The sequence below is a fragment of the Pedobacter folensis genome (assembly GCF_056490665.1).
In genome coordinates, this window is the sequence record NZ_JBWJIF010000001.1 from 511,409 (window position 1) to 531,293 (window position 19,885).

General features: G+C 38.4%; 22 protein-coding genes. 11 read left to right on the forward strand and 11 right to left on the reverse strand.

All coding sequences use genetic code 11. The features are described 5' to 3' along the window. The first annotated feature begins 13 nt into the window (after positions 1-13). Positions 14-136 carry a hypothetical protein gene (locus AC04QZ_RS01940; RefSeq protein ID WP_478356352.1) on the forward strand — a complete coding sequence of 41 codons (123 nt, stop codon included), beginning with the start codon at positions 14-16 and terminating at the stop codon, positions 134-136. Here AC04QZ_RS01940 and AC04QZ_RS01945 read toward each other — a convergent pair. After that, positions 120-2,027 (reverse strand): DUF3857 domain-containing transglutaminase family protein, encoded by a 1,908-nt coding sequence (locus AC04QZ_RS01945; RefSeq protein WP_478356353.1) that lies wholly within the window; start codon positions 2,025-2,027, stop codon positions 120-122. The genes AC04QZ_RS01940 and AC04QZ_RS01945 overlap by 17 nt on opposite strands. Further along, the gene (locus AC04QZ_RS01950) at positions 2,028-4,001 is read right to left on the reverse strand and encodes a transglutaminase family protein (RefSeq protein ID WP_478356354.1); all 1,974 of its coding nucleotides are present in this window, start codon (positions 3,999-4,001) and stop codon (positions 2,028-2,030) included. It lies immediately after the preceding gene. A 183-nt stretch (positions 4,002-4,184) separates the two neighbouring features. On the opposite strand from AC04QZ_RS01950, the gene AC04QZ_RS01955 reads away from it, so the two are divergent. From AC04QZ_RS01955 to AC04QZ_RS01965, 3 genes are read left to right on the forward strand one after another with little or no spacing between them, the layout of a single operon-like run. After that, the gene (locus AC04QZ_RS01955) at positions 4,185-5,138 is read left to right on the forward strand and encodes an exonuclease domain-containing protein (protein WP_478356355.1); all 954 of its coding nucleotides are present in this window, start codon (positions 4,185-4,187) and stop codon (positions 5,136-5,138) included. 52 nt (positions 5,139-5,190) lie between these two features. Beyond that, positions 5,191-5,562, forward strand: coding sequence for a GxxExxY protein (locus tag AC04QZ_RS01960; protein WP_478356357.1), 372 nt, complete (start codon positions 5,191-5,193; stop codon positions 5,560-5,562). Positions 5,563-5,618: 56 nt separating this feature from the next. Then, on the forward strand, positions 5,619-7,478 hold the full coding sequence (locus AC04QZ_RS01965) for a M1 family metallopeptidase (RefSeq protein ID WP_478356358.1): 1,860 nt from the start codon (positions 5,619-5,621) through the stop codon (positions 7,476-7,478). A gap of 173 nt (positions 7,479-7,651) precedes the next feature. On the opposite strand, the gene vapB is transcribed toward AC04QZ_RS01965, so the two are convergent. Both vapB and queG read right to left on the reverse strand, forming a co-directional pair. Beyond that, positions 7,652-7,843, reverse strand: a complete 192-nt coding sequence (gene vapB, locus AC04QZ_RS01970) for a type II toxin-antitoxin system VapB family antitoxin (protein WP_478356359.1) — start codon at positions 7,841-7,843, stop codon at positions 7,652-7,654. Positions 7,844-7,867: 24 nt separating this feature from the next. Continuing rightward, positions 7,868-8,803: a tRNA epoxyqueuosine(34) reductase QueG gene (gene queG / locus AC04QZ_RS01975; protein ID WP_478356360.1), complete on the reverse strand. Its 936-nt coding sequence runs from the start codon at positions 8,801-8,803 to the stop codon at positions 7,868-7,870. 136 nt (positions 8,804-8,939) lie between these two features. On the opposite strand from queG, the gene AC04QZ_RS01980 reads away from it, so the two are divergent. After that, the gene (locus AC04QZ_RS01980) at positions 8,940-9,146 is read left to right on the forward strand and encodes a hypothetical protein (protein WP_086545979.1); all 207 of its coding nucleotides are present in this window, start codon (positions 8,940-8,942) and stop codon (positions 9,144-9,146) included. 63 nt (positions 9,147-9,209) lie between these two features. Here AC04QZ_RS01980 and AC04QZ_RS01985 read toward each other — a convergent pair whose 3' ends face one another. From AC04QZ_RS01985 to pdxH, 4 genes are all read right to left on the reverse strand, one after another. After that, entirely contained in the window at positions 9,210-10,718 is a 1,509-nt protein-coding gene (locus AC04QZ_RS01985) for a bifunctional GNAT family N-acetyltransferase/carbon-nitrogen hydrolase family protein (RefSeq protein WP_086549300.1), read from the reverse strand. A 211-nt stretch (positions 10,719-10,929) separates the two neighbouring features. After that, positions 10,930-11,952 (reverse strand): Holliday junction branch migration DNA helicase RuvB, encoded by a 1,023-nt coding sequence (ruvB, locus tag AC04QZ_RS01990; protein ID WP_029277907.1) that lies wholly within the window; start codon positions 11,950-11,952, stop codon positions 10,930-10,932. Between the two features lie 31 nt (positions 11,953-11,983). Next, positions 11,984-12,877, reverse strand: coding sequence for a 3-hydroxyacyl-CoA dehydrogenase family protein (locus tag AC04QZ_RS01995; RefSeq protein WP_478356361.1), 894 nt, complete (start codon positions 12,875-12,877; stop codon positions 11,984-11,986). A gap of 96 nt (positions 12,878-12,973) precedes the next feature. Continuing rightward, the gene (pdxH, locus tag AC04QZ_RS02000) at positions 12,974-13,624 is read right to left on the reverse strand and encodes a pyridoxamine 5'-phosphate oxidase (RefSeq protein WP_478356362.1); all 651 of its coding nucleotides are present in this window, start codon (positions 13,622-13,624) and stop codon (positions 12,974-12,976) included. A gap of 46 nt (positions 13,625-13,670) precedes the next feature. Here pdxH and AC04QZ_RS02005 point away from each other — a divergent pair, with 46 nt between their 5' ends. The 3 genes from AC04QZ_RS02005 to AC04QZ_RS02015 all read left to right on the forward strand — a co-directional run bounded on the left by AC04QZ_RS02005 (position 13,671) and on the right by AC04QZ_RS02015 (position 15,233). Next, on the forward strand, positions 13,671-14,234 hold the full coding sequence (locus AC04QZ_RS02005; protein WP_086549301.1) for a YqgE/AlgH family protein: 564 nt from the start codon (positions 13,671-13,673) through the stop codon (positions 14,232-14,234). A 132-nt stretch (positions 14,235-14,366) separates the two neighbouring features. After that, positions 14,367-15,023 (forward strand): DUF2975 domain-containing protein, encoded by a 657-nt coding sequence (locus AC04QZ_RS02010; protein ID WP_478356363.1) that lies wholly within the window; start codon positions 14,367-14,369, stop codon positions 15,021-15,023. A gap of 9 nt (positions 15,024-15,032) precedes the next feature. Next, entirely contained in the window at positions 15,033-15,233 is a 201-nt protein-coding gene (locus AC04QZ_RS02015) for a helix-turn-helix domain-containing protein (protein WP_086545983.1), read from the forward strand. A 150-nt stretch (positions 15,234-15,383) separates the two neighbouring features. Here AC04QZ_RS02015 and purE read toward each other — a convergent pair whose 3' ends face one another. Next, entirely contained in the window at positions 15,384-15,890 is a 507-nt protein-coding gene (gene purE, locus AC04QZ_RS02020; RefSeq protein ID WP_108198968.1) for a 5-(carboxyamino)imidazole ribonucleotide mutase, read from the reverse strand. Positions 15,891-15,971: 81 nt separating this feature from the next. Then, on the reverse strand, positions 15,972-17,111 hold the full coding sequence (locus AC04QZ_RS02025; RefSeq protein WP_478356364.1) for a 5-(carboxyamino)imidazole ribonucleotide synthase: 1,140 nt from the start codon (positions 17,109-17,111) through the stop codon (positions 15,972-15,974). 54 nt (positions 17,112-17,165) lie between these two features. On the opposite strand from AC04QZ_RS02025, the gene AC04QZ_RS02030 reads away from it, so the two are divergent. The 3 genes from AC04QZ_RS02030 (at position 17,166) to AC04QZ_RS02040 (ending at position 19,143) form a co-directional block, all read left to right on the forward strand. Beyond that, positions 17,166-18,356 (forward strand): BaiN/RdsA family NAD(P)/FAD-dependent oxidoreductase, encoded by a 1,191-nt coding sequence (locus tag AC04QZ_RS02030; RefSeq protein ID WP_478356365.1) that lies wholly within the window; start codon positions 17,166-17,168, stop codon positions 18,354-18,356. A gap of 234 nt (positions 18,357-18,590) precedes the next feature. Next, positions 18,591-18,833: a DUF433 domain-containing protein gene (locus tag AC04QZ_RS02035; protein ID WP_086545987.1), complete on the forward strand. Its 243-nt coding sequence runs from the start codon at positions 18,591-18,593 to the stop codon at positions 18,831-18,833. After that, complete coding sequence (locus AC04QZ_RS02040) at positions 18,817-19,143, forward strand: DUF5615 family PIN-like protein (RefSeq protein ID WP_478356366.1); 327 nt, start codon at positions 18,817-18,819, stop codon at positions 19,141-19,143. The genes AC04QZ_RS02035 and AC04QZ_RS02040 overlap by 17 nt, the downstream gene beginning before the upstream one ends. On the opposite strand, the gene AC04QZ_RS02045 is transcribed toward AC04QZ_RS02040, so the two are convergent. Beyond that, positions 19,134-19,850 (reverse strand): hypothetical protein, encoded by a 717-nt coding sequence (locus AC04QZ_RS02045; protein ID WP_478356367.1) that lies wholly within the window; start codon positions 19,848-19,850, stop codon positions 19,134-19,136. The genes AC04QZ_RS02040 and AC04QZ_RS02045 overlap by 10 nt on opposite strands. Positions 19,851-19,885: the final 35 nt, after the last annotated feature.

Here is a 19,885-nt window from a genome sequence, read left to right on the forward strand (position 1 = left end):
TAACGAATCTAAAATGCCAAACGAAGAAAATGATTACACTTTCTGGACCAAATACAAGAAATTTGCTTCAACAGAGATTTTGATGTACTTAATTATGATTATTGGTATCGGTCTTGGAATTATTTTTTTAAGCTAAGGGCTAACTTTAAATAATCCGCAGAATTTACATCATTAATAAATTTCGAGAACTCGTTATACTGCGCTGCAGGGAACGTACCATCATTTAGTATAAATTTCCGGTAATAGGTCAGTTTATTGCCCGCTAAACTTGCCTTACATACATATTCCCCAAAAGGACTTTTAAATGCTTTGTTTTGTGCAGTAATCAATTCTGTATTGACATTGTCTGGTAAGGTATAAACTATGGTATCTTCATCGGTATAACCACGGTTAATATAAACGGGCAGGGTTCTATTCTTTATTTCGGGAATCGATCTCCTCAGATTAAATGCATTAAGCTGCAAAAACATTTTATTTCCATTTACGGGGGCGTAATTTCTGATATTAATGCTTATCTCTTCCGTTAATTTGGGTGATATATCTTTTTTCTGCGCAAAGGAAACCGCCTCGAAATCGATATTGTCGATGTTGTAAGTTTCTTTTAATAATTTATGCTGTTCGGTTATCGATTTGCCAATCAGTGATTCCTGATTTTCATATTGCGAGCCGGCATAAACGGTATTCATCCTGCCCGATACACTTCCGTCTAACTGAATGGTTAAATCGGCCTTACGGACCTGCAGGTTCTCAGCGGTTGTTAGTTTTGGTGTATGCAATAATTTTCCTCCTTCGGGGGTACAGGCTAGCACTAACCGGTCATCCGTAAAATCGCTTAAAAAACCAAAAGGGATTTTTTGGCTGGTGCACTCTAACCAGGTCGTATCACCCTGTAATGGCATACACAGGATAATATGATTGCCTTGTACCATGCTGGCATACTTTGGATCCATGCTTTTCTTTTCAGAACCGGCCGATACGACACAGTAATAAGAATCTATATTTGCCGCACTAAGCAGGCTTTGCATGTAGTTTACTAAAGCTTTACAGTCGCCATATCCTAAACGGTCTACTTCACTGGCTGCAATGGGCTGAAAACCTCCAATGCCAATTTGTACACTGATATACCTTGTTTTATCCTGTAAATACTGATAAATTTTGCGTGCTTTATCTTTCTCTGTTTTTTCGTTTTTTACCAGATCCTTTACCATTTCAATGGTGGCAGGCGGCAGGGCTTTGCGATCTGCCAGCAAATCATCATAAATCCATTTGCCTAGCTCTGGCCAGTTGGTGTAACTGCCTTTATGGTTGTAATAATAAAACGCTTGAGGAGCAATCTGGATGTTGGTTGCGTAAGTTTCGTGTGCCGGACTATAGGGCTCAGTTCTAACAGCCAGGATATTATTGGCTTTCCAGATTGTTTTTTTCTGCTTTTCGTCTGTTAGTACTTCTGGCGTTCCACTATAATTCTGGGTTTTTATCCTGACCTGGTCTGTTGGTTTACAAATAAAGGTATAAGTGCTTTTCTCTACCGAAACATCATCGGCTGGTTTCGGATTCCAGTCAGGTATAATCAGGTTTTGCTTGTTTCTAATTTCATAATTATAAACCAGGGTGTAAGGATACTGGTTAACCGATGGTAAATAATGTTTTATGCGGCTATCAACAAACAGCGAGAAGCCATCGGCTGCGCTCATATCAGCAAAATCGTTCTGAGAAAACTTACTGATAAGTTTGCCAACGCTATTGTAAACTTCTCCTTTGATACCTTTAATTGAGATGTTTTTATCGTAATAGATTACCAAACGTGCTTCATCCTCTCCATTTTGGTTAAATACTGTAATGGCTTTTTTAACATTGAGCATGACATTGTCGGGCGAGCGCATATCAACGGTAGTTTCTTCATTTCTGATACAGGCGTTTGCCCGGTTGCGCAGATTGGCAGGAATTAAATCTACATCATAATTATCTTGTGCAAAGCCAGTAACCGAAAGTAAAAGCAGGAAGCACACCGTGAATAAAAACCTCATTTAGTTTGCTTTTTTTAATAAAAATTCTGTTTTCTGGTTCTGGATAATCTTACTGTAGAATTCCTTTAAGAAAAGATATTCTTCTGGCTGATAAATAGCATTGTTAAACTGCAAAATTTGGTTTACCGAAATGGTGTCTCCATCTAAACCCGTTTGCAATAAATATTTTCCACCGGCATTGGGCAAAGCTATGGCCATGTCTTTTGGTTTCTCCAGCAATTGGTATTGCGCTGGTAAGGTTACGCTAATGATAACGCGCTCATCAGATGCTGCACCCAAATCAACAGGGTAGGTGCGCTCGTTTAAATTAAAGGGATTTTTCGAGATGGTATTAATAAAAAACGGGCTGAAATAGAACTGCTCTTTATTGGTGCCATCGTTTATGGTAAACTCGACCTCGTATTTTTCTATTAAAGCATTTTCTACACTATCCAGGTTCTCGATTTTATGATCCTGGATTTTAATTCTGGTTAGCCTTTCATCAAGTTTCTCTACATACTCATCTGGAGAATTGTACCGAAGAATATCTTTACGCTTGCCCAATGCAGCATAACCCATGGTATGGGTGGTTAAAGTGCCAACAATTTTTCCATCGGTAGTCATTTTTCCCACCAGGATATAACTGGTAGTCGTTTTTTGGCTGGCCTTTAAATCGATCCAGTAAGATGGTTTTTTTAAATTAATTACCCTTCCCTGGTCGTTAATGCACCGGAGCGGTAATAAACCGAAGGGGAGAAGTGGTTCGGTAGCATCTAATAAATAACTTTTATCGGCAATATTTACTTTGGCAACCAGGTAATTAAAATCGCTCATTACCGGATAAAGCTTATTTACAGTACCGTTATCGCGGGTAGAAAGGATAACGGCCTCCGCATCTAAACCTGCTGCAGAAAGTGCAGCAATTAGGCTCAGGTTCACATCTGCCACATTACCTGATCTGTTTTCTAGTGCCTTTTTAATGTTATCCTCTGAATATTTCCCATAATAATTATTCCACTTGATCTGTTTTTTGATGTAATTATAAACGGCTTTTGCTTTATCCAGATCAGTTGTACTCCCTTTTGTGATTTCGGGAATAAGATCTTTAAAAACATCTTTCCTTTTCATCTGATCGCCCAAAGTTTTATAAGACGATAACTCATAATCAACATCTTTCCAGGTTTTGGTGTAAGATGTTTTACCACCATTTAAATTCTGAACATCAGAAAGCTCAAAATAAATCGCCGATTTGAAATTACTAGGCGCCGTCATGTTATCTTCCTCAATAAATGCCGGAATATTTTTCATCATGTAGTTGATTTTTGAACAATCGATCGCTACACCCGAAAGCCTTAAACATTCTTTGTTCAGCTCAACTTTTTGATCAGTTAGTTTTTGAAAACCACGCAAAGAAACATTGTAATTGTAAATGCCCGGAATATAAACCAAATACTCGCTGATTACCTTAGGAATGCTGCTTTGAAACTCCCATGTTTTGAAATTAAATAAGTTAGGCGATTTTAACCTATAACTGTATTCGATAATCGAGCCTTCTTTGAGGTTTGGAAGCGTAAACTTGGTCAGCCTGGTATATTTCGACCTGTTTTCGACGAAAATGGCCTTTTTATCCATAACCGTTTCCACAAAATTATTGTCAACATAATTGAAGGTAGAAGCTTTTAACTCGCTGATTGTTTCTTCGCGAGTTTCATCTTTATAGGTTGGAATAACAATATTGGCTTCCTTAAAGCCATCTTTATTATATATTTTGATTTTTACATGGTGTTCAAAAATCAACTCTAAACTGCCGGTATTATCGTCGCGTTGAATAGATGCCGTACCAAATTCTTTTAAAACAATAGCATTGGCATTGCTGTCTAATTTTTTTCTGTCGAATTCGTAATCGTCGTAGGTAATGGCTCCAAAGTTAAAGTTTTGAGCCTGAGTGGTTAGTGATAAAAAGAGGAGGAATAGTATGGCTAATGTCTTATTCATTTGAGCGTATATAAATTGCCGCAATTTAAACCTACAAACTAACATTCTAAAATAATTTGACAATTAAATTTATAAATTAATAAAGCTGTTTTACAGAACTAATGAAACCTTTTTAGCACTTTTGAAAAAAAGAATTTGACATTCCGATTCAAATCTAATGTCGCCAATCTCACATCATAAGAAATGAAATTAAATTTAAAGCGCCCTTTAGCATTTTTTGATTTAGAAGCTACTGGAGTTAATGTTGGAGCTGACAGGATCGTTGAAATAGCGATTTTAAAAGCCATGCCAGATGGTTCTGAACTTGTTAAAACCTGGCGTGTAAATCCAGAAATGCCGATCCCGTTGCAAACTTCGTTAATACATGGTATTTATGATGAAGATATTGCAAATGAGCCTACCTTTAAGACTTTGGCTGCAGAAATTGCTGAGTTTATTGGAGAAAGTGATCTGGCGGGATACAATTCGAATAAATTTGATATTCCAATGCTTTTAGAAGAATTTTTAAGGGCAGAAGTTGATTTCGACATGAGCAACCGCAAATTTGTGGATGTACAGAATATATTCCACCAAATGGAGCAACGTACATTAAAAGCGGCTTATAAATTCTATTGTCAGGAAGATTTAATTAATGCACACGCTGCAGAAGCGGATGTAATTGCGACCTATAAAGTTTTACTTGGACAGTTAGAAATGTACAAGGAAACCGAGTTCGAAAGCAAACAGGGTGTAAAAAGTATTCCGGTTGTAAATGATGTGGATGCGTTGCATATCTTTACCAATATTAATAAACCTGTAGATTTTGCCGGCCGTTTGGTTTACAATGATAACGATGAGGTATGTTTTAACTTTGGAAAACACAAGGGCAAAACCACCGCTCAGGTATTTTCTGTAGAGCCCAGCTATTATGCCTGGATGAAACAGGGTGATTTCCCTTTGTATACCAAGAAGAAATTAGATGAGGAGTGGGCAAAATTTAATGCCAAGAAAAATGAGAACAGGACTCCCAGACCTCAAAATAATACATCGGCAAACAAACCCCAATATCAGCAAAAGCCTCAACCTAAGCCAGAAAAACCTGCACAGCCGATTAATACGGATATGTTGGAGCAATTGAAAATGAAGTTCGGTAAATAGCTGTTTTTTTGACCACAGATAAAAAGGATAAACACAGATCATTAAGTTTAATGTGGAAGAACTTAATTCTATAACTGAAAAAATAATTGGAGCTGCTTACGTGGTTTCAAACACGCTAGGTTGTGGTTTCCTGGAAAAGGTTTATGAGAATGCAATGTTCCTGGAAATACTAAAATCCAATTTATGTGTAATAAAACAACAGCCATTACATGTTTTTTATGATGATCAAGTTGTTGGTGAATACTTTGCGGACTTGTTGGTTGAAAATGAAGTTATAGTCGAAATTAAAGCAATAAAAGAGCTGAACGAAGTTCATCAGGCACAGCTGATGAACTATTTGGTTGCTTGCAATAAAAGATGTGGACTGTTAATCAATTTTGGGAAACCAAGAGTAGAGATTAAGAGAATGCTAAATGGATATTAAACACTTGTTTAAGATCCGTGTTTATCTGTGTCCATCTGTGGTTAAAAATTATGCATATGAAATCTATAAAAATATTTTGCCTTTTATGGTGTACGGCATTTTATGCCAGCGCACAGATATCCTTGCCTATAGAACCTGTATTTCAGAAAGCCTATCAAAAGGAAACCAGAAATACGAACGGTAAGCCTGGTAAAAACTATTGGCAAAATACTTCAAAATACGATTTGAACGTAGATTTTAATCCTGTCAGCAGGTTTTTAAAAGGTAAGGTTCAGGTAACTTATACCAATAACAGTCCTGATACACTGAAGGAAATCTGGTTTAAGCTTTATCCAAATCTGTACAAAAAGGGAACGCCAAGAAAATCAAAACTGGCAGAATCTGATCTTGGTGATGGAGTTGCGATAGAAAAACTGGCAGCGAACGGAAAATCAATCACTGATTTTAAAATAGATGGAACCAACATGACTGTTAATGTCCCATCTGTGTTGCCTGGCAAAACCATTAGTTTTAGTATTGATTATAGCTACACTTTAAATAAAGGCTCGCATATGCGTACAGGTCAGGTAGATGAGGGCTCACATTTTGTGGCTTACTTTTTTCCGCGCATTGCGGTTTATGATGATGTAGATGGCTGGAATAAATTCCCATATACCGGAGCTGAAGAGTTTTATAACGACTTTGACCAGTTTAATGCTTCGATTACGGTGCCGGGAGGGTATGGTGTTTGGGCAACCGGCGATTTGAAAAATCCTTCGGAGGTTTTCCAGAAAGATATTGTTTCGAGAATGTTATCTGCAGAAAAAAACGATGCTGTAATTGATGTAATTACGGATAAAGATTTAGCCGGTAAAAAAGTAACACAACCTAATGCTTATAACACTTTTAAGTTCGAAGCTAAAAACGTGACCGATTTTGCATTTGCTTTGAGTGATCATTACTTATGGAAATCGAGCAGTTTAGTGGTTGATCCCAAAACGAAAAGAAGAACACGTGTTGATGCTGTTTTTAACCCGAAGCACAAAGATTATTACGAAGTGATCGATTTTGCCCGTAAAACGGTAGAATCAATGAGTTATACTTTCCCGAAATGGCCTTTTCCTTATAACCATGAAACCATATTTGATGGTTTAGATCAGATGGAATATCCAATGATGGTAAATGATAATCCGGTTGACAATCGTACAGATGCTATTACCTTGACTGACCATGAAATTTTTCACACCATGTTTCCGTTTTATATGGGCATCAACGAAACCAAGTATGGCTGGATGGATGAAGGCTGGGCCACCATAGGCGAGTGGTTGATTTCTCCGATGATTGATTCTACGATTGTTGATGAATACGGCGTTCAGCCTACTGCTTCCTCTTCGGGCGGGAAAGACGATACCCCAATTATGACCTTAACGCCTGATTTAAAAGGATCCGGATCATTTACCAACTCTTATCCTAAACCTGGTTTAGCTTATTTGTATGTAAAAGATTACCTGGGCGATGCATTGTTTACCAAAGCTTTACACACCTACATCCAAAACTGGAATGGCAAACACCCAATGCCCTACGATTTTTTTAATAGCATGAATGAAGGTAGTGGTAAAAATTTAAACTGGTTTTGGAAGGCCTGGTTTTTTGATGATGGTGTTACCGATATGGCTATAAGGGCAGTGGATAAAACTTCAGGCGGATACACCATTGTTGTGGAGAATAAAAGTGTTAAAGCTATGCCAGTAGATTTAACCTTAACTTATGAAGATGGTTCTGTTGAAAAGAATCACAGTACAATCGGCATTTGGGAAAAAGGCGACAAACAGGTTAAAATCAATATCACAACCACTAAAAAGTTAACTAAAGTAGTGATGGGAAATCCACATACACCAGATAAGGTTAAAAGTGATAATAGCTTTTCAGTGAATTAGATGGATATTAAGGGAGTTAAGTTTTTGGACGATTTGCTAAGTCAAATTTGACTTCCTTAATGATTTAGTTATAAGATATATTTCTGGCTATCGTCATCCTGAACTTGTTTCAGGATCTATTTAACTTAATTCTTAATGATAGATGCTGAAATAAATTCAGCATGACGACCCTTTCAACCTTCAATCGGATCGTTAAAATTATCCTTCATACTGATTAAACCTTTTTCTAACCCAGCAGTTCTCTTTTGAGATTTATCATCCGACTTCTCTTTAATCATTAGAGTATCAATATAATCTGATACCCTTTTTTTTAATTCGGTAGGTAAGTCAGCAAGCTTTGTATATAATTGAATATCAGTCATCATATCAAATATAATAAAGATTTGTAATTATTCAGGTTTAAGAAAATCGATATTTCTTTTTAGTCCGGTAAATTTGGTACGTTTAACCGCCGATCCCTTAAAAACCCTTTTAAAAACATCATCTGTAATTTCGGTCAGGTCTTTTGCATTCAAATCCAGTAATCCGTCCGCAGGTTTAAAAGCTTCTTCATGGTGTGCTTTAGAGAAGCGGTTCCAGGGGCAAACATCCTGACAGATATCGCAGCCAAACATCCAATTGCTCATTTTATCTTTAAACTCATTGGGGATCTCATTTTTGAGCTCAATGGTGAGGTAGGATATACATTTCGTTCCATCTACCACCTGTGGCGCAATAATGGCATCAGTGGGGCAGGCATCCAAACAGCGGGTGCAAGTTCCACAGTAGTCGGCCTGATATGGATGATCGTAATCCAATTCCAGATCAACAATCAGTTCGGCAAGGAAGAAAAAAGAACCATCGGTTTTGCTGATTAGATTAGAATTTTTACCGATCCATCCAATGCCCGATTTTTTGGCCCAGGCACGGTCTAAAACCGGAGCAGAGTCTACAAACGCCCTTCCGGAAACTTCTCCAATATTTTCTTCTATAAAATGAGTGAGTTCTTTTAGTTTATCTTTTATTACAGTATGGTAATCCTGTCCGTAAGCATATTTAGAAATTTTCGGCGCATTGGGGTCTGACTGTTTTTCTTCGGTATAATAGTTTAGCGACAAGGAAATTACCGATTTGGCACCATCAACCAGTAATCTGGGATCGAGGCGTTTATCGAAATAATTTTCCATGTATTTCATTTCTCCATGACGGTTCTGGTTCAGCCAGTTTTCCAATCTGGGTGCTTCTTCTTCCAGAAATTCAGCTTTGGAAATGCCACAGGCCATAAAGCCCAGGCGCAAGGCTTCATCTTTGATCAGCTGGCTATATTTTGCATGATTGTTGTACACCGATCTGCAAAGATAAGGCTTAAGATTTAAAACATTTTCATTAATCACTTGTTCTCCATACAGAAACTAAATTAATTGATTATGGTTCATCCCGATTGGAGTAATAACCAGCGGGAGAGCTTTTAGAGTATTAGCCATGGAAAATATAGATCCACAACATACGGAATCAGGAGCAGCTCCGAAACCGATTGAAAAAGATTACGAAAGTCACAAAGAAGATCCGGGACCAGCAAAACCAGCCGTTACTGAAAAAGACGAAAACGGAGGTGGACAAGCCTTAAAATGGGTGTTACCGCTGGCTGTAATTATTGGTCTGATTATATGGTTTGTGATGAGAAAATAATTAGCTTTAGATTAAAAATGAAAATGCCGGTACATTAATTTGACCGGCATTTTTTATGGGTATTTATTTTAACAATTTAACCTGATAAAGATCTTTCCGTCTGTCTTTTAACACCTTTACCGTTCCATAATGGTGCAGCTCGTCTAGCAAATGCAAGTCAACATCGACTACCAACACCATTTCGGTATTTGGTGTGGCTTCTGCTTTGATGGCATTGGTTGGAAATGCGAAATCGGATGGCGTAAAAACTGCTGATTGGGCAAACTGGATGTCCATATTATTTACCTTAGGTAAATTGCCCACACAACCTGCAATGGCTACATAACATTCGTTTTCTATCGCCCGTGCCTGCGCGCAATGACGAACGCGTGTATAACCATTTTGGGTATCGGTTAGGAATGGCACAAATAAAATCTGCATCCCCTGATCGGCATAAATGCGGCTCAATTCAGGGAACTCTACATCATAACAAATCAAAATGCCGACTTTACCACAATCGGTATCAAAAACCTGCACCTTATCGCCACCAATCATGCCATAATATTTTTGCTCGTTTGGTGTGATGTGGATTTTTCTATACTCATCTATTTTACCCGTGCGGTGACAAAGGTAAGTGGCATTGTAAAGTTTACCATCCTCAATGAGTGGCATACTGCCTGTAATGATGTTGGTATTGTAGCTCAGCGAATATTCATGCATTTTTTGTACAATCTCTTCTGTTTTTTCAGCAAGCTTGCGCATGGCTTCAATTTCTGGCAAGTGATTGTATGGTTGCAGCAGGGGGGTATTGAATAGCTCAGGGAACATCACAAAATCTGATTTGTAACCACTCAAAGCATCCACAAAAAATTCTACCTGCTCGTAAAACGCATCCATATTGGGGAATAAACGCATTTCCCATTGTACTAAACCTAAACGGATGGTCATCGCAGAACGGGCTGAAGCATCAATACCCTGGTAATAAATGTTATTCCACTCGATTAAGGTGGCATATTCTTTCGATTCTTTATCGCCTGGTAAGTAATTCTTTAATACTTTTCTGACGTGAAAATCATTCGAAATCTGAAAAGTAAGTGTGGGGTCGTAAATTTCTTTAGCTTTTACCTTGTCTATGTATTGCCTCGGACTCAGTTGCTCTGCATATTGGTGATAACCAGGAATTCTACCACCGGCAATAATACTTTTGAGGTTAAGGCTTTCGCAAAGTTCCTTCCTGGCCTCGTATAACCTTCTTCCTAAACGTAGTCCGCGATAATCGGGGTGAACGAAAATTTCGATACCGTACAGGGTATCGCCATTAGGGTCGTGTGTAGTAAAAGAATAATCACCAGTAATTAATTTATAGGTGTGCCGATCGCCGTATTCATCGTATTCTACAATAATGGCGAGTGAGCAGGCTACCACTTTATCATCAACGGCGATACAAAGCTGTCCTTCGGGGAAAATATTTAAAAGTTTTGCAATACTTGATTTCGGCCAGATGGAACCACCCATACTGTCGTAGGCCTGTAGCATTGATTCTTTAAGATCGGCGTAATCTTCGAGCGTTAGTTTACGTAATTCAATATTCATACTGTTTGATTTGTACATTAATGAACACAGAAAGGACTTAAATGTTCAGATGGATTTTATTTTTTCGGCAGATCGTCATTGCGAACTGAAGAAGTAGGACAGTGGGTTGTGTGAAGCAATCTATAATAACAAGTCATTAGATTGCTTCGGCTCGCTCAATCCCTGCCTCGCAATGACGAAAAAACGTAAGGTTGCACGAAACAATCTTACACTAAAACAACTTCCCCGTTTGCCCGGGATAATTCTTTTTTAAATGTTTGTAAGCGGCTTCGGTCACCTCGCGGCCGCGTGAAGTACGCATAATATAGCCTTCCTGGATTAAAAAAGGTTCATAAACTTCTTCAATGGTGCCTTCATCTTCTCCAACAGCAGTGGCAATGGTTTTTAAACCGACCGGGCCGCCCTTAAATTTATCGATAATGGTCACCAGAATCCTGTTATCCATTTCATCTAAACCATGCTCATCTACATTAAGTGCATTTAAGGCATAGCGGGCTATTTCCGTATCGATATTTCCGTTTCCTTTAATCTGTGCAAAATCTCTGGTTCTCCGTAAAAGTGCATTGGCAATACGGGGTGTGCCGCGACTACGGCGGGCAATTTCGTAAGCACCTTCATCACTGATTGGTGTTTTTAGGATGTCGGATGAGCGTAACACAATTGTAGTAAGCAATTTGGCATCATAATAAGCCAAACGGGCGTTAATTCCGAAACGGGCTCTTAAAGGCGCAGTTAACAATCCGGAACGGGTCGTGGCTCCAACCAGTGTAAAAGGATTAAGCGATATCTGTACTGAACGGGCATTCGGGCCGGTCTCGAGCATAATATCGATTTTAAAATCCTCCATGGCAGAATACAAGTACTCTTCCACAAGGGGGGATAAACGGTGGATTTCATCAATAAAAAGGATATCACCTTCATCCAGACCAGTTAACAAACCAGCTAAATCGCCGGGTTTATCTAAAACCGGACCAGAAGTTACTTTGATACCAGTGGCCATTTCATTGGCAATGATATGAGAAAGGGTGGTTTTGCCTAATCCCGGAGGGCCGTGCAAAAGAACATGGTCTAAAGCCTCACCACGGAGTTTTGCTGCCTGAACAAAAATCTTCAGGTTTTCCATCACTTTTTCCTGTCCCGTAAAATCTTCAAAAGCTTGTGGCCTTAAAACCCTTTCAATATCGCGATCGGTAGGGCTTAGGTTGCTTGCTTCAGGATCCAGATTCTCATTCATACAGCAAATATAAAATTAAATGCTAAAAAAATTAGGATTTTTTAAATTTATCAGCAACCACAAGATCTTTTGATCCCGCAGTGTATTTATAAAAACCTTCGCCGGTTTTAACACCTTTTTTACCTGCTGCAACCATGTTTACCAATAACGGACAAGGTGCGTATTTAGGATTGCCAAAACCATCGTTTAATACTTTTAAGATAGCCAAACAAACATCCAGACCAATAAAATCAGTTAATTGTAAAGGACCCATCGGGTGTGCCATTCCGAGTTTCATCACCGTATCGATTTCGTAAACACCCGCAACGCCTTCATATAAAGTATAAATGGCTTCGTTAATCATGGGCATTAAAATGCGGTTGGCCACAAAACCAGGATAATCATTTACCTCAACCGGAACTTTTTCCAAACTTTGAGATAGCGACATAATGGTATTGGTTGTTTCATCACTGGTGGCATAACCCCTGATTACTTCTACCAGTTTCATTATCGGAACGGGGTTCATGAAATGCATCCCGATTACCTTATCGCCCCTGTTGGTTACAGCTGCAATCTGGGTAATGGAAATAGAGGAGGTGTTGGAAGCGAGAATAGCATGTGCCGGAGCATACTCATCTAAATCCCTGAAAATCTTCAGTTTTAAGTCTACATTTTCTGTAGCGGCTTCTACAATTAAATCAGCCTGCTGTACGCCATCCTTTGTTGAAGTATAGGTCGTAATGTTATTAAGCGTGGTCGCTTTCTGATCTGCTGTTAATGTTCCTTTGGCGACCTGTCTGTCTAGATTTTTGGTAATGGTTTGTATGGCCTTATCCAATGCATCCTGATTGATGTCGATCAGGTTGACCTGATAATTAAATTGCGCAAAGGTGTGGGCGATGCCATTTCCCATTGTGCCAGATCCTATAACTGCGATTTGTTTCATTTTTTTAAGGGATTCTAAAAGGCGAATTTACAAGTAAAAGATTAGTTAAAATAGAGATTTTGCCGGATAGCCAATCTCTATTTTTTATAGACAACCTTATGGTGCCAACCTGGTTTTGGTCCAGATTCCTTTAACCTTTTCGAAATTTATTCTGTCGTGCAACCTGTTGCTTCTTCCTTGCCAAAACTCAATTCTGGTCGGTTTTACGATATAACCACCCCAGTGTGCAGGTTTAGCTACACCTTTATCGGCACTTTTAGCTTTTAATTCTTCAACTTTCTCTTCCAGAAAAGCCCTGTTAGGAATAATCTGGCTTTGAGGAGAAGCTACCGCGCCAATCTGACTGTCAACCGGTCTGGTATTGAAATATTCCTCTGAAGTTTCTTTGTCTAGTTTTTCTACTGTTCCTTCAATTCTAACCTGTCTTTCCAGTTCAGGCCAGAAAAATACCAACGCCGCATATGGATTTCGTTTCAGCTCTTTTCCTTTTGCACTCAGGTAATTGGTAAAGAACCTAAATCCATCCGTATCAACACCTTTAAGTAAAACGATACGGGCATCTGGCCGGCCAGCTTTATCGGCCGTCGCTAAGGTCATTACATTGGGTTCGTATAACTGGGCATCAACTGCGTGCTGAAACCACTTTTTAAACTGGATAATTGGGTCTTGATCAACGTCAGATTCGTCTAGCGAAGCGCTTTTGTAATCTTGGCGCAGGTTTTGTAGAAATTCATTTGTAACTTGCATTTAACAAAAATAGGCATCTTTTACGGTGTAACAAATGATTATCATCATGCTGAACAATATAAAACCAAAAACAGGCCGCTTGCTCATCTCAGAACCTTTTATGGCCGATCCGAATTTTAAAAGATCTGTGGTACTGTTAACCGAACATGGCGATGATGGCACTGTGGGTTATATCCTTAATCAGGTAGGAAATCTGATGCTGAACGATGTGATCCAGGATTTGTGGGATGCGAAAAATTACATTTATTTTGGCGGACCTGTTGCTGCAGATACTTTACATTTTATCCATAGGAGTTATGATAAATTGCAGAGTGGCGAACCCATCGGGAATGGATTGTATTGGGGCGGGAATTTTGAAACCCTTAAAATCCTCCTAAATACCAATGCCATAAGCGCTGATGAAGTGAAATTTTTTATGGGTTATTCTGGTTGGGATAATGGACAGCTTGATCGCGAATTAGAGCAGAATGCCTGGATGGTGAGCGATATCTTTAATCCTGATCTCATTTTTAGTAACGATGATGAAAAGCTTTGGCGCGATGTAGTGGTAAACTTAGGCCCGAAATATGCACACATCAGTAATTTCCCTGCAGACCCGAGTTTGAACTAGTCAGTTTTCAGTTTGCAATTTTCAGTTAATAATTAAATAAATGCCAGAATTTATTTAAAATAAAACGATAAATATTTATTGTTTTATTTTAAATTATGTTATATGTTTGTTTCATATTTAAATTTATTAACTATGAAACTCTCAGAAAGTAAGGTCATTAAAGCGCTGAATGGTTTTGCCAGTTTTGCCTTGGTTTTATATATCATTATTTTAATCGTTTCTGTATTCAATTCTGGAGTGCCAAGTGCTACTAAAGGAATAAAATGGTACACTGTATTCAATGTAAAGGCAGAAAAAAAGGTTGAAAAGGGGACAGTCTCTGTTGACGACAGTTTAAATAATTGGTTTAATAGGGGATTCCTTGTAAGCGAAACAAAAATGTCATCAATATCTTTGCGTTTTAAATCTTATTCCGACTTATTTTCATTTTCGGCCATCATTTTTCAATTAGTTTATCTCTGCTATTTCTTGTGTATAGGCTTTTTAATCCTGCTGCTTAAGTGGTTTTTTAAATCACTTACCAAAGATGAGGTTTTTACCAGAAAGAATGTTTCAATTATAATATACAGCGGCGTTGTATTGATGTTATTACCCTTTTTACGATGGATTACACAAGAACTTTTAATTAATTGTATCAACAGATTAAAACTTAATGATTCGGGTTACGATATTAGTAATGGTGTAGGTTTTTTTGGCACCGAAACACTTATTGGACTGGTATTATTGGCTTTTGGCCTTGCTTTCAAAGTTGGCGTTGATATCAAACAAGAAAACGAATCATTCGTATAAACCTAAATTATGCCAATAATTATAAATTTAGATGTGATGCTGGCCAAACGAAAAATGTCGTTAACTGAGCTCTCGGAGAAGGTAGGTTTAACGATTGTAAACCTCTCCATATTAAAAACGGGTAAGGCAAAAGGTGTGAGGTTTGATACGCTGGAAGCAATTTGTAAAGTTTTAGATTGCAAACCAGGCGATATTATTGATATGGAATAAAAAGCAAGGGATGTAAGTTATATTAAGCCGTCATCTCGACTGAAGTGCAACTAAACGGAGAGATCTATCTGGAATATCTCTCTAGTTAGATTTCTCGACTCCGTTGCACTCCGCTCGAAATGACGAACTCTTGAGTTTAGTTATTGCCGTTTAGGACTCCAGACTATCTGCACTTTCTTCAACTTTTCTTCTTAACTCATCTTTATAAGCCTGCATTTTAACGGTTAAAGATTCATCAGCAGTAGCTAAAATCTGCGTAGCTAATAGCCCCGCGTTTTTAGCAGCGTTTAAAGCTACTGTAGCCACTGGAATACCATTTGGCATTTGTAAGATAGATAAAATACTATCCCAGCCATCAATAGAATTTGATGATTTAACCGGAACACCGATTACCGGTAATGTGGTGATAGAAGCGACCATGCCCGGCAAGTGAGCAGCACCACCGGCACCGGCTATAATTACCTTTAGGCCACGGCCTTGTGCTTCTTTAGCATAGTTAAACATACGTTCTGGTGTTCTGTGGGCAGAAACAACCGTAATTTCATAGTTTATTCCAAATTCTTTTAATACATCAGCAGCATCTTGCATAACAGGTAAATCTGATTTGCTTCCCATGATAATTCCTACCAATGCTGAATTTGAATTTCCTTGACTCATATTTATTTTATTTCTTTTTAACTTCTTTTAAATTTAGTACTTCCACCTCGCGATTAGTTCCCCTTCAGGAGGCTAGGGGGCTTATGCAATTACTTTTAATGTTTTTTGTACAAACCGTGCTTTTTCAATGGCTTTGTCCCTGTCAATATCTACTATGGTGACGTGTCCCATCTTGCGGAAAGGTTTAGTGTATTTTTTGCCGTATAAATGAACATAAACGCCATCAATGCCTAATGTTTTCTCCAGATTTTCATATTTAGCTACACCTTCAAAACCTTTTTCACCAAGAAGATTGATCATAATGGCATTGGTAATGCTGCTGGTGTCGCCCAGTGGTAAGTTATAAATAGATCGTAAATGTTGTTCGAACTGAGAAACATAATTGCCTTCTATGGTTTGATGACCGCTATTGTGCGGGCGGGGAGCAACCTCGTTAACCAATAATTCGCCATCTTTACATACAAACATTTCTACCGCTAAAATTCCGGTAATGTTCATCGCCGAAGCAATATTTTTGGCAATGTTTTCGGCTTTTTGCTGTAAGCTTTCGGCAAAAGTAGATGGCGAAATCAGAAACTCCACCAAATTGGCTTCCGGATTGAATTCCATTTCTACCATTGGGAAAGTTTTTACATCACCATTGGCGTTACGGGCAACAATTACCGCAACTTCTTTTTCAAAATCGACCAGTTTTTCAATAATACAAGGTGCATCAAAAGCTTTGTCCAAATCTGCGGCACTGTTGATTTTCATTACCCCCTTGCCATCGTAACCATCTTTCCGCAGTTTCAAAATATATGGAAAAGGGAAAGGACTGTTCTCCATATCTTCCTTGGTATTTACAATCTGGAAAGGAGAGGTTGGGATATCGTTTTCTTTGAAAAACTGCTTCTGTACGCCTTTATCCTGGATTAAACGGATTACCCTCGATTGCGGGAATACTTTTTTACCTTCTTTTTCGAGTTGTTCAAGCGCATCGATATTTACTTTTTCAATTTCAATCGTAATGATGTCGGCTTTCTTTCCGAAGTTGTAAACGGTATCAAAATCGGTAATCGAGCCATTTTCGAAGTAATTGGAAATGTGTTTGCAGGGAGCATCAGGATCTGGGTCTAAAACTAATGTAGTTACATTGTAATTGATTGCTTGTTGAATGAGCATTCTGCCCAATTGTCCACCACCTAAAATACCTAATTTTAATTCGCTAATCTGTTTTGCCATGCGCTTGAAAATAATGCTACTTTTGTGCAAAAGTAACCATAATAAATTTTATTGATGAATGCTGATGCAATAATTATTGGTGCAGGTGCTTGCGGATTGATGTGTGCGGTGCAGGCAGGCTATCTGGGTAAGAAAGTAATTGTGCTCGAAAAAAATGAAAAACCTGGTGCCAAAATTTTAATTTCAGGTGGAGGCCGCTGCAATTATACCAACCAATTTGCATCAGCTGAGCAGTTTATATCGGCAAATCCACATTTTATTAAATCTGCCTTTACGCAGTGGACGGTTGATGATACCATAAGCTTTTTTGAAACCTATGGCATAACAGGTAAAGAAAAAACTTTAGGCCAATTATTTCCTGATGATAAAAATGCGAAAGATGTTGTTGAGGTTTTTACCTCCATTTGCGGAGATTTCGGACAGGAAATCAGGTGTAATGCCGATGTAAAGGGTATCGAAATATTGCCGGAAGGGTTTAAAGTAAGTTATGAGAAAAATGGAAAAACAATCGTTCTAACTGCAGAAAAACTGGTGATTACCACTGGTGGTTTACCCATTCCAAAAATGGGTGCGACCGACTTTGCCTTACGCTTTGCCAGAAAACACGACTTAAAAATCATTGAAACGGCTCCCGCTTTGGTTCCATTAACCATTACCGGAAAAGACGAAGAGTGGTTCGCACAACTTTCGGGTAATTCTGTTTTTTGCGAAGTAAGCAATGATGAGATTTCGTTCGAAGAAAATATCCTCTTTACGCATTGGGGATTAAGTGGTCCGGCTATTTTGCAGATTTCTTCTTTTTGGAGGAGAGGCGAGACGATTAATTTAAATCTGCTGCCACACCAAAATGTGCTTACCTTATTGGATGAGGAAAGAAAAAATAATGGTAAAACACTACTGTCGACATTGTTGAACAGGATTTATACCAAAAAGTTTACCGATGCATTAGGTAAATTTTTGCCTTTAAGCAAGCCTGTGGCTGCATTAACAAAGGCTGAGATCGATTTAATTGAACAGACGATTCACCAATTTAAAGTTAAACCTGCTGGTGATAAAGGTTACGATAAGGCTGAAGTAATGCGTGGCGGAATTGATACCAATGAGATATCTTCTAAAACCCTGGAGTGCAAGAAGATTCCAAACCTGTTTTTTGGCGGCGAATGTTTAGATGTTACCGGTTGGTTGGGCGGTTATAATTTTCAGTGGGCCTGGGCCAGTGGTTTTGTAATCGCACAAAATATTTAGTTTGTAAATATTAATTAAAGGTGATCAATAATATTTTGAAAATGAGCGGCTGTAATACTTCGGATATTGCAGCCCTGCTATCCCTTCAAGTCCTCACTCATGCTTCGCTCCGGGCTTTTCGTTCTATCAGGTTTGTTTAACCCGAAACTGTGGTTCTTTGGCGAAAGGCTAAGGGCATAAAACCTGTCCGTTAGGTTTAAAACTTATCATAAAATTTAGTAAATTTGATATGTTATGGAATCATTAAAAGATATTATATCAACTAACGCAGAGGTGTTAGGGGGGCTACCTGTTTTTGCAGGCACAAGAGTTCCCGTTGAAACCTTATTTTTCCATGTAGAGAAAGGAATCACTATCGATGAATTCTTAGAGGATTTTCCAAGTGTATCTAAGAAACAGGTAATTCGTGTGTTGGAAGTTGCGAACAAATTAATAACCTCAGGTCATATAGACAAAATGTATGAAATTGCTTCTTGATGAAAATCTTCCTAAAAGATTAAAAGAACATTTTATCGAACATGAAATTTATACTGTTAGAGACAAGGGATGGAATGGAGTTAAGAATGGTGAGTTGCTGAAGTTAATGATTGCTGATGACTTTCAGGTATTGATCACATTTGATAAAAATCTGCAATATCAACAGAATTTTGCAAAGTATACCTTACCTATCATTGTTTTAAATGCATTAGACAATACATATCTAACCCTAAAGGAATTGGTACCCCAAACCTTATTATTGTTAAAATCCAATCTAAAAGCCGGCGCTAACGTAGTTACTTACAAATAAACATTCGGCATTACTTCCCATGCCCATGGTTTTTTAAAGGTTTTGAAGGTTCTGAGCTGCGAAAAATACAAAACTTCACTGGTTCTCCGGTTCGAAATATCCCGTCGGTGCAGATTGCCTACGGTGGTAAATAACTCACGTGTTTTAAAATCGTAAACCCTTTCGGTCATATCACCGCTGTTCTGGTTAAAATACAAATTGATTGCGCTGGTTAAAAACCAGTCTTTATTTTCGAATTTAAAGGTATAACCCAGTTCCCAGCGCCATTCAGAACCGCCCTGGAAGCGCAAATAGAGTTGCTGGTCTTTAATGGCAATCTGCTGTAGCGGATCGCCCAACTTTCCACCTTCTTCTGAGCGTAGAATGAAATCGTTGTTTTGTGTAGATAAGCTAAAAGCCCCGGTTGACTTATCTTTAAAAAAGATAGCCAGTATCCTCGGTTTTTGGGTTTCTTTTATAATGTCGGTATGGTTATCTCCATAAACACGTGTTTCATCTATTGTTTTATTACACTCAAAAACTACCGCTAAATCGTCTGAGGCATCGTTGTTTAAATCGCCATAAACCTGATCGATAACAGTCCAGTTGGCAGGAGTAAACTGTTCAACAGAAGCGCCTTGTGCTTTAATTTTAGGAAATACAAATGTTTTTTGCGCAAAGCTGATTTGCGCACAGAGCATCAGGATGTAAAAACAGAAAACTTTCATTCGGGTAGAAAACGTGTTGATGTAGGGTTAAAACG

Bases quoted from the DNA above. Each gene is read 5' to 3' on its own strand.
- AC04QZ_RS01940 (WP_478356352.1), top strand. From the start codon at position 14: ATGCCAAACGAAGAAAATGATTACACTTTCTGGACCAAATACAAGAAA.
- AC04QZ_RS01945 (WP_478356353.1), bottom strand. From the start codon at position 2,027: ATGAGGTTTTTATTCACGGTGTGCTTCCTGCTTTTACTTTCGGTTACT.
- AC04QZ_RS01950 (WP_478356354.1), bottom strand. From the start codon at position 4,001: ATGAATAAGACATTAGCCATACTATTCCTCCTCTTTTTATCACTAACC.
- AC04QZ_RS01955 (WP_478356355.1), top strand. From the start codon at position 4,185: ATGAAATTAAATTTAAAGCGCCCTTTAGCATTTTTTGATTTAGAAGCT.
- AC04QZ_RS01965 (WP_478356358.1), top strand. From the start codon at position 5,619: ATGAAATCTATAAAAATATTTTGCCTTTTATGGTGTACGGCATTTTAT.
- vapB (WP_478356359.1), bottom strand. From the start codon at position 7,843: ATGATGACTGATATTCAATTATATACAAAGCTTGCTGACTTACCTACC.
- AC04QZ_RS01980 (WP_086545979.1), top strand. From the start codon at position 8,940: ATGGAAAATATAGATCCACAACATACGGAATCAGGAGCAGCTCCGAAA.
- AC04QZ_RS01985 (WP_086549300.1), bottom strand. From the start codon at position 10,718: ATGAATATTGAATTACGTAAACTAACGCTCGAAGATTACGCCGATCTT.
- ruvB (WP_029277907.1), bottom strand. From the start codon at position 11,952: ATGAATGAGAATCTGGATCCTGAAGCAAGCAACCTAAGCCCTACCGAT.
- AC04QZ_RS01995 (WP_478356361.1), bottom strand. From the start codon at position 12,877: ATGAAACAAATCGCAGTTATAGGATCTGGCACAATGGGAAATGGCATC.
- pdxH (WP_478356362.1), bottom strand. From the start codon at position 13,624: ATGCAAGTTACAAATGAATTTCTACAAAACCTGCGCCAAGATTACAAA.
- AC04QZ_RS02005 (WP_086549301.1), top strand. From the start codon at position 13,671: ATGCTGAACAATATAAAACCAAAAACAGGCCGCTTGCTCATCTCAGAA.
- AC04QZ_RS02010 (WP_478356363.1), top strand. From the start codon at position 14,367: ATGAAACTCTCAGAAAGTAAGGTCATTAAAGCGCTGAATGGTTTTGCC.
- AC04QZ_RS02015 (WP_086545983.1), top strand. From the start codon at position 15,033: ATGCCAATAATTATAAATTTAGATGTGATGCTGGCCAAACGAAAAATG.
- purE (WP_108198968.1), bottom strand. From the start codon at position 15,890: ATGAGTCAAGGAAATTCAAATTCAGCATTGGTAGGAATTATCATGGGA.
- AC04QZ_RS02025 (WP_478356364.1), bottom strand. From the start codon at position 17,111: ATGGCAAAACAGATTAGCGAATTAAAATTAGGTATTTTAGGTGGTGGA.
- AC04QZ_RS02030 (WP_478356365.1), top strand. From the start codon at position 17,166: ATGAATGCTGATGCAATAATTATTGGTGCAGGTGCTTGCGGATTGATG.
- AC04QZ_RS02035 (WP_086545987.1), top strand. From the start codon at position 18,591: ATGGAATCATTAAAAGATATTATATCAACTAACGCAGAGGTGTTAGGG.
- AC04QZ_RS02040 (WP_478356366.1), top strand. From the start codon at position 18,817: ATGAAATTGCTTCTTGATGAAAATCTTCCTAAAAGATTAAAAGAACAT.
- AC04QZ_RS02045 (WP_478356367.1), bottom strand. From the start codon at position 19,850: ATGAAAGTTTTCTGTTTTTACATCCTGATGCTCTGTGCGCAAATCAGC.